The organism is Phaeovulum sp., from assembly GCF_041596715.1.
GTDB lineage: Bacteria > Pseudomonadota > Alphaproteobacteria > Rhodobacterales > Rhodobacteraceae > UBA6213.
Genome location: NZ_JBFHIA010000162.1, coordinates 1 through 7,441 on the forward strand (window position 1 = coordinate 1; position 7,441 = coordinate 7,441).

Genomic DNA, 7,441 nt, shown 5'->3' on the forward strand with positions numbered 1-7,441 from the left:
CTTGGCGCAGGTGTTCGATTTTGCCAGCGAACTTGCACGCCGCTCTGCGCCGTTGAAACGGATCGGGGCAGAGCTTTACGGCCCCGCCGCCGCGCCCATCGCGCGGGTGCGGGGGCGGCACCGGGTGCGTCTGCTGGTCAAAGCCGACCGCGCGGCCCCCTTGCAAGCCGCGCTGACCGAATGGCTTGCGCAGATCAGGCCACCCGCGCAGGTGCGGCTGGCGGTCGATATCGACCCGCAGAGCTTTCTTTAGGCTCGGGCCAACTCGGCCCATGCTGCGCGGGCATTGGCGCGCATCGCCTCGCCCGCCATCCGTAGCCCGCCGTGAACCCACGGCATCGCCCCTGCCACAAGCCGCGCCAGATGGGCGGCAGGGGATTGCGGGTCATGTGGCACTTTCGCTAAGGTTGCGGGCGCGGTTTTTGCGGCACCTTGCAGGCAATGGTGCTACAGCCGCGTCATTCATCTCGCAATTCCGCAGGCTTGGCGTAAATACCCCCTTTCGCTTGTTGCGGCGCGCTGCCACAAAAGCGCCCATGCTGTTTGCCCGCACCGCCATCACGCTGGAAGAATCCATGTCGCTGCCCCGCTGGCGGCGGCCAGAGGCGCTGCTATATCTGATGGCGGCGGCGCAGCCGATTTCCTTTGCCACATGGTCGGCGCTTATCAACAATTTCGTCATCGAGCGCGCCGCCTTTACCGGCCGCGAGATCGGCTGGTTGCAATCAGTGCGCGAGGTGCCGGGGTTTCTGGCGATCGGGGTGATCGTCGTGCTTTGGCTGATGCGCGAACAGGTGTTGGCGCTTTCTGCGCTGGTGCTTTTGGGGGTGGCCACCGCGCTGACCGCAGCCTTCCCCAGCTTTGCGGGGCTGCTGACGCTGACGCTGCTGTCGTCGATCGGGTTTCACTATTTCGAAACGGTGAACCAGTCGCTGCAACTGCAATGGACCCCAAAGGCCGAAGCACCGCGGCGGTTAGGGCGGATCGTGGCAATCTCGTCGGGCGCGTCGCTGTTGGCGTACGGGTTGCTGGTGGTCACATGGCATCGGTTCAATCTGAGTTACGAGCTGGTTTTCGGCATTGCCGGGTGCAGCACCGTGCTGATGGCGGTATTCGCGGCGCTGGCGTTTCCGCGCTTTGAAGCACCCAACCCGCAGATCAAGCGCCTGCTGATGCGCCGCCGCTACTGGCTTTACTATGCGCTGCAATTCATGGCTGGCGCGCGGCGGCAGATTTTCGTGGTCTTCGCCGCCTTCATGATGGTCGAGCGTTTTGGCTTTGACGTGCAGGCGCTGACCTCGCTGTTCCTTATCAACTACGCCGCCAATATCGTGGTGGCGCCGCTCTTGGGCCGCGTAGTTGCGCATTTTGGTGAAAAGCGGGCTTTGATGATTGAATATACCGGGCTTGCCTCGGTGTTTCTGGGGTATGGTGCGCTTTACAAGTTCGATCTGGGGCCGATGTTCGCTGCGGGCCTTTATGTGGCCGACCATCTCTTTTTCGCGATGGCCTTCGCGCTGAAGACCTATTTCCAGAAGATCGCAGACCCTGCCGACATCGCGCCTACCGCGGCCGTCGCCTTTACCATCAACCACATTGCCGCCGTCGCACTGCCTGCCGCGCTCGGCTATCTTTGGGTCACCGACCCTTCGGCGGTGTTCTTGCTGGCCGCCAGCATGGCGGGCGTTTCGTTTTTGCTGGCGCTGATGATTCCGCGCCACCCTGAAAAGGGTAACGAGACGGTGTTCAGCGCCCGGCTCTGACTGGTAAGTTCGGCTTTGCCCCCTATCTTTGCCGCAAAGGGAGAGACGCCATGCACCGACCCGACCGCCTGCCCAACGCCGCCGAAGCGCTGCCCGGTCGCAGCGCGCCCATGCCGATAACCGAGCCGCATTTCCTTTCCGGCCTGCCGCTTGATGCGCCACCCCCTGCCGGAATGGCGCAGGCGATGTTCGGGATGGGCTGCTTTTGGGGGGTCGAGCGGATTTTCTGGCAGTTGCCGGGGGTGTGGCTTACCGCCGTCGGCTATGCGGGTGGGTTGACGCCAAACCCGACCTACAAAGAGGTCTGCACCGGCATGACCGGGCATAATGAAGTGGTGCGCCTGATCTTTGATCCGGCAAAGGTCAGCTACGCCGAACTGCTTGCCACTTTCTGGGAAAACCATGATCCGACGCAAGGCATGCGGCAGGGGGGCGATCAGGGCACGCAATACCGCTCGGGCATCTATACCTATGACGCCGCGCAGGCCGAGGCTGCCGCGGCCACGCGCGCAGCCTATGCGCCGCGCCTTGCCGCCGCCGGATACGGGGCCATCACAACAGAAATCCTGCCCGCGCCGCAGTTCTACTTTGCCGAAGATTACCACCAGCAATATCTGGCCAAGAACCCGCGGGGCTATTGCGGCATTGGCGGCACGGGCGTGGCCTGCCCGATCGGCCTCAAGGCCTGAAGTTAGGCTGTCGAAATAGCTTCGCATGCGCAGGGGCGGCGCGGCTGCCCTTGACCTGCGCCCCAATTGCCCCTTACTGCGCCCGACCGCCAAGGAGCCGCCATGCCCACTTTCACCGCCTTCACCACCCTTGCCAGCCGCGAAGCCGCCGAGGCGCTGGGCGAACAGCTCGAAAACCTTGATCCCGCACCCTACGGCGTTGGCGTGGGTGAAATCGAGGATGGATCAGAGCGTTGGGAGGTTGGTGCCTATTACACCGAAAGCCCCGACGAGGTGGTTCTGGCGCTGCTTGCGGCAGCCTTCGGTGCCGAGCCTTTCGCAGTGTCGGAACTGCCCGAAACCGATTGGGTCGCGCATGTGCGCCGCGAACTGCGCCCCGTGGTTGCCGGGCGCTTTTTCGTATACGGCGCGCATGATGCCGAAAAGGTGCCGTCCGATGCTGTGGCACTGCTGATCGAGGCGGCAATGGCCTTTGGCACCGGCCACCACGGCACCACTCTTGGCTGCCTCACAGCGCTAGACGCCCTCGACCGCGAGGGTTGGCGTGCCGAGAACGTGGCCGATATCGGTTGCGGCACGGCGGTGCTGGCGATGGCGGCGGCAAAAATCTGGTCGGGGCGGGTGATCGCATCGGATATCGACCCGGTGGCAGTCGATACCGCGCGCGCCAACGCCGAGGCGAATGGGCTTGCCGACCGCGTGCTGTGCCTAGAGGCGGCAGGGTTCGGCCACCCCGAACTTGCCCGGGCGGCACCTTTCGACCTTGTCTTTGCCAATATCCTCAAGGGTCCGCTAATCGCACTTGCCCCCGATATGGCGGCGAATCTGCGTCCGGGCGGGCTGGTGATTCTCTCGGGAATACTCAATGAACAAGGCGATGAGGTGGAAGAAACCTATCGTTCTTACGGCTTTGCCCGCCGCTCTAGAAACGAATACGCAGATTGGACGACACTGGTTCTGACCCGAGAACAGTAAGCGAACTTCCTGCGTCGCATCGCCGCAATCTATGGCATACTGCCTTAACGTCACGCCACAACGCCGTGACTGAAAAGGTGCCATGGTCGATCACAACCTACAAAACTTCTACACGAGGCTTGAGCGCATTGAGCGTATCAACCTTGCTGGCGGTGCGTTTGAGGCCGTGGGCACGCTGGGTCGGTCGGCCTATGCCGCGCTACGGCCCCGCCGCCGCCGCCGCATGGTCTGGTTGCGCCCGCTCGCAATCATTCTGCTCTCGTTTCTGGTAATCAAGGGCGGGCTGCACGCGCAGCTTGGCGCTGACACCTACAACCAGCGTCTGAACCTGCTGCGCGCGGGTACGCCTGTTGAACAGGTTGGGGCATGGGTGCTTGGCGCTGATGCTTTGACGCTGATGGTTTCGGCGCAGCTTCGCCCCTATCTTCGCTGATATGTGCCGCACCAAAGAAAAAGGCCACGCCGATTGCATCGGCGCGGCCTTTTGGCGGTGCAAACCGCGGTAGGCGGTTCGACTTAGCGGCGCGCGGCCACTCGGTCGATGTCGCCACGGGTCAGACCAATATCATCAAGCTCACGGTCGCTCAGTTTGGCAAGTTCGTTGCGGGTGGTGCGCGCGTCGTTCCAGACGGCGAGCGTGGTGAAGAAGCGCGAGACAAAGCCGATATGGCCGGTCTGGATCATTGCGCGGTTGGTGTCGAAGGCGGACATGGTGATAGTTCCTTTTTACATTCTGCTCAATTCAAGGGCATCTACCCTTCGAAGGCGCACATAGTCCCGGCAGGAGTGGTAAGCAAGCGCGCGCCAGACAGCCCCGCCATGCGAATTCTGCATGGCTTTGCAGGCAGTTAAGAGTGCCTGAACAGGGTCGAAAAAACACGGCAGATTGTGTCTGGCAATGGGTGAAAAGTAGCGCTTTATTGCGCCGAACCACACAGAAAGACAATTTCGTTGCTGCGCCGCAGAAGCGCGCTTCAGGCTTTGCGATGTTCGCTTTTCGTGCTACTGCGTGAAAAAAGCAACAGGGCAGGGCGGTATGCGCGTTATTGGAATAGACCCGGGCCTTCGCAACCTCGGTTGGGGCGTGATCGAGATGGCCGGATCGCGGCTCAGCCACATCGCCAACGGCATCATCCACTCGGAAGGCGATGATCTGGCGCTGCGCTTGCTGTCGCTGCACAAGGCGCTAAGCGAGGTGGTGGCGCGCTATGCACCCGAGGCCGCGGCGGTTGAACAGACCTTTGTCAACAAGGATGCGGTGGCCACGCTGAAGCTGGGGCAGGCGCGCGGTATCGCGTTGCTGGTGCCCGCGCAGGCGGGGCTGGCGGTGGGTGAATACGCCCCGAACGCCGTGAAAAAGGCGGTGGTGGGCGTGGGCCACGCCGACAAGGGGCAGGTTGCGCATATGGTGCGCTTTCAGCTTCCCGGCGTCGAACTGGCAGGGCCCGATGCCGCAGACGCGCTGGCGATCGCCATTTGCCACGCGCACCATCTGCAAAGCGCGGGTCGGATGCAGCGCGCGATGCGAGGCGTGGCATGATCGGGCGCATCGCGGGTGTGATCCTGCATCGGGGTCTTGATCAGGTGCTGATTGATGTGCGCGGTGTGGGCTACATCGTGCACATATCCAGCCGCACAGCCGCCGCACTGCCCCCTGTGGGCGAGGCTGCAGCACTATATACCGAGCTTTTGGTGCGCGAAGACCTGTTGCAACTGTTCGGCTTTACCACCTTGCAGGAAAAGGAATGGCACCGGCTGCTGATTTCGGTGCAGGGCGTTGGGGCCAAGGCGGCGCTGTCGATTCTTGGCACGCTTGGCCCGGATGCACTGGGCCGCGCGATAGCATTGGGCGATTGGGCAAGCGTGCGCGCAGCACCCGGCGTTGGGCCGAAACTGGCGCAGCGCGTGGTGCTGGAGCTGAAAGGCAAGGCACCTGCGGTCATGTCGATGGGCGGCGCGCTGAGCGTCGATCTCTCTGCCGCCGATGAGGTGATCGAGGCAACACCCAGCCCACGCAAACCCGCAGCATCGGCACAGCCCTCGGCCACGGTCGAGGCGATGTCGGCACTTGCCAACCTCGGCTATTCCGCCACCGACGCCGCTGCTGCTGTGGCCGAAGCCTCTGCTAACCCCGAAGCGGTAGACACCCCCCGCCTGATCCGCGCCGCGCTGCGCTTGCTTGCGCCGAAGGGGTGAGCCTTACTCGTAGGCGTCAAAGAAGCCCTTTGGCACCAGCAGGTTTTCGCGCCGCAGCGCTGTCACGTCGCGCTCGCCACACAGCGCCAGCGAGATGTCCAGTTCCTTGCGGATAACCTCGAGTGCTGTGGTCACACCCGCTTGTCCCATCGCGCCCAGCCCGTAGATATAGGCGCGGCCGATGAAAGTGCCCTTGGCCCCAAGCGCGAGCGCCTTCAGCACATCTTGCCCAGAGCGGATGCCGCTATCCATATGCACTTCGATACGGTCGCCCACCGCCGCCACGATCTCGGGCAACTTGCGGATGGCCGAAAGCGCGCCATCCAACTGGCGCCCGCCGTGGTTGGAAACGATGATTGCATCCGCCCCGAAATCGGCGGCAATGCGCGCGTCTTCGGCGTCGAGGATGCCTTTCAGAATCAGCTTGCCGCCCCACTGGTCGCGGATGCGGGCGATCTTGGACCAATCAAGCCTTGGGTCGAACTGCTCGTTCGTCCATGCGTTCAGCGAGCTCATGTTTTCCACGCCCTTCGCATGGCCCACGATATTGCCAAAAGTGCGGCTTTGCGCACCCAACATGCCCAGCCCCCAACGCACCTTGGTAGCAAGGTTCAGCATCGTCCGAAGCGTCAGCTTCGGCGGGGCAGAAAGCCCGTTCTTGAGGTCTTTGTGCCGCTGCCCGAGGATTTGCAGATCCAGCGTCAGCACCAGCGCCGAACAGCCCGCCTTCTTGGCCCGCGCGATCATGCCATCGACGAAGTCTTCATCTCGCATCACATAAAGCTGAAACCAGAACGGCTTTTTCGTTGCTGCGGCGACCTGTTCGACCGAGTTGATCGACATTGTCGATAGCGTGAAGGGCACGCCAAACTCTTCAGCCGCGCGCGCCGCCTTGATCTCGCCATTGGCGCTTTGCATCCCGGTAAAGCCGACCGGGGCCAGCGCCACCGGCATCGTCACGGCTTGTCCGATCATGCTGCCCGCAAGGCTGCGGTTCGACATATCTACAGCCACCTTTTGGCGCAGGCGAATCTGCGCAAAATCCGAGGTGTTTTCGCGGAAGGTCTGCTCGGTATAGCTGCCGCTTTCGCAGTAGTCGTAAAACATCCGGGGCACACGATGGCGTTGCAGGCGCTTGAGGTCTTCGATGCAGGTGATGGTCGGCATGGCGCGCTCCTCGGTGCAATTGGTAAGGTTCGGTTACCAATTTATGGCCGCCCGCGCAATCATGTTGCGCGGCAAAGCCACTGCCGGACGGTGACCCTTGGCTGGGTTACGGCCTGCTCTGCCCTTTGCTGCGCAAAAAGGCTTCAAAGGCGGCCAATGTGGTCTCGGAAACGTGGTGCTCCATGCCCTCGGCGTCGGTTTCGGCGGCCTCGGCGGGTACGCCAAGCGCCAAGAGCACATCGACAACAATCCGGTGCCGCGCCCGCACCTTGGCCGCCATGGCGCTGCCCGCTTCGGTCAGAAAAACCCCGCGATAGGGGCGCGAGACTGCCAGCCCTTCGCGCTTCAGCCGCGCTACGGCCTTGGCCGCGGTGGGGTGCGTAACCCCCATCAGCTGCGCGATTTCGGTGATGCGCGCTTCGCCATGTGCCTGCACCAGATCGTCGATCATCTCGGTGTAGTCCTCTAGCAGCGTCATTGCCTTGGCCGTGCGCGCCTGATTGAAGCGGTCTGCCTGCGCGGCGGATTCGCTGTCTTGCGGTGGTGGGTGCTGCACGGGCGCCTCCTGTTTCTGGCGCGGGCCGGGCCGACGCGGGCATATCATTCATGAAAACGCCGGAACATGATAGCGCCAAGGCTTCACTTTGTCGC

9 protein-coding genes and 1 pseudogene are annotated in these 7,441 nt (G+C 62.8%); 7 read left to right on the top strand and 3 right to left on the bottom strand.

Features of this window, described 5'->3' with window-relative positions; all coding sequences use genetic code 11:
• The 5 genes and pseudogenes from ABY403_RS11365 to ABY403_RS11385 all read left to right on the top strand — a co-directional run.
• Positions 1-253: pseudogene (locus ABY403_RS11365) on the top strand (primosomal protein N'); the annotation flags it as partial.
• A gap of 283 nt (positions 254-536) precedes the next feature.
• Complete coding sequence (locus ABY403_RS11370) at positions 537-1,763, top strand: MFS transporter (protein WP_372840929.1); 1,227 nt, start codon at positions 537-539, stop codon at positions 1,761-1,763.
• A gap of 50 nt (positions 1,764-1,813) precedes the next feature.
• Complete coding sequence (msrA, locus tag ABY403_RS11375; RefSeq protein WP_372840930.1) at positions 1,814-2,452, top strand: peptide-methionine (S)-S-oxide reductase MsrA; 639 nt, start codon at positions 1,814-1,816, stop codon at positions 2,450-2,452.
• Between the two features lie 102 nt (positions 2,453-2,554).
• On the top strand, positions 2,555-3,427 hold the full coding sequence (locus ABY403_RS11380; RefSeq protein WP_372840931.1) for a 50S ribosomal protein L11 methyltransferase: 873 nt from the start codon (positions 2,555-2,557) through the stop codon (positions 3,425-3,427).
• An 82-nt stretch (positions 3,428-3,509) separates the two neighbouring features.
• Entirely contained in the window at positions 3,510-3,860 is a 351-nt protein-coding gene (locus ABY403_RS11385) for a hypothetical protein (RefSeq protein WP_372840932.1), read from the top strand.
• 83 nt (positions 3,861-3,943) lie between these two features.
• On the opposite strand, the gene ABY403_RS11390 is transcribed toward ABY403_RS11385, so the two are convergent.
• On the bottom strand, positions 3,944-4,138 hold the full coding sequence (locus ABY403_RS11390; protein WP_372840933.1) for a DUF1127 domain-containing protein: 195 nt from the start codon (positions 4,136-4,138) through the stop codon (positions 3,944-3,946).
• A gap of 325 nt (positions 4,139-4,463) precedes the next feature.
• Between ABY403_RS11390 and ruvC the strand changes: the two genes are divergently transcribed.
• Positions 4,464-4,967, top strand: coding sequence for a crossover junction endodeoxyribonuclease RuvC (gene ruvC, locus ABY403_RS11395; RefSeq protein WP_372840934.1), 504 nt, complete (start codon positions 4,464-4,466; stop codon positions 4,965-4,967).
• A complete protein-coding gene (gene ruvA / locus ABY403_RS11400; protein ID WP_372840935.1) occupies positions 4,964-5,623 on the top strand; it encodes a Holliday junction branch migration protein RuvA in 660 nt (219 codons plus the stop codon). Before ruvC ends, ruvA begins: the two co-directional genes overlap by 4 nt.
• 3 nt (positions 5,624-5,626) lie before the next feature.
• On the opposite strand, the gene ABY403_RS11405 is transcribed toward ruvA, so the two are convergent.
• A complete protein-coding gene (locus ABY403_RS11405) occupies positions 5,627-6,790 on the bottom strand; it encodes an L-lactate dehydrogenase (protein WP_372840936.1) in 1,164 nt (387 codons plus the stop codon).
• 106 nt (positions 6,791-6,896) lie between these two features.
• Positions 6,897-7,346, bottom strand: coding sequence for a manganese-binding transcriptional regulator MntR (mntR, locus tag ABY403_RS11410; protein ID WP_372840937.1), 450 nt, complete (start codon positions 7,344-7,346; stop codon positions 6,897-6,899).
• Between the last annotated feature and the right edge of the window lie 95 nt (positions 7,347-7,441).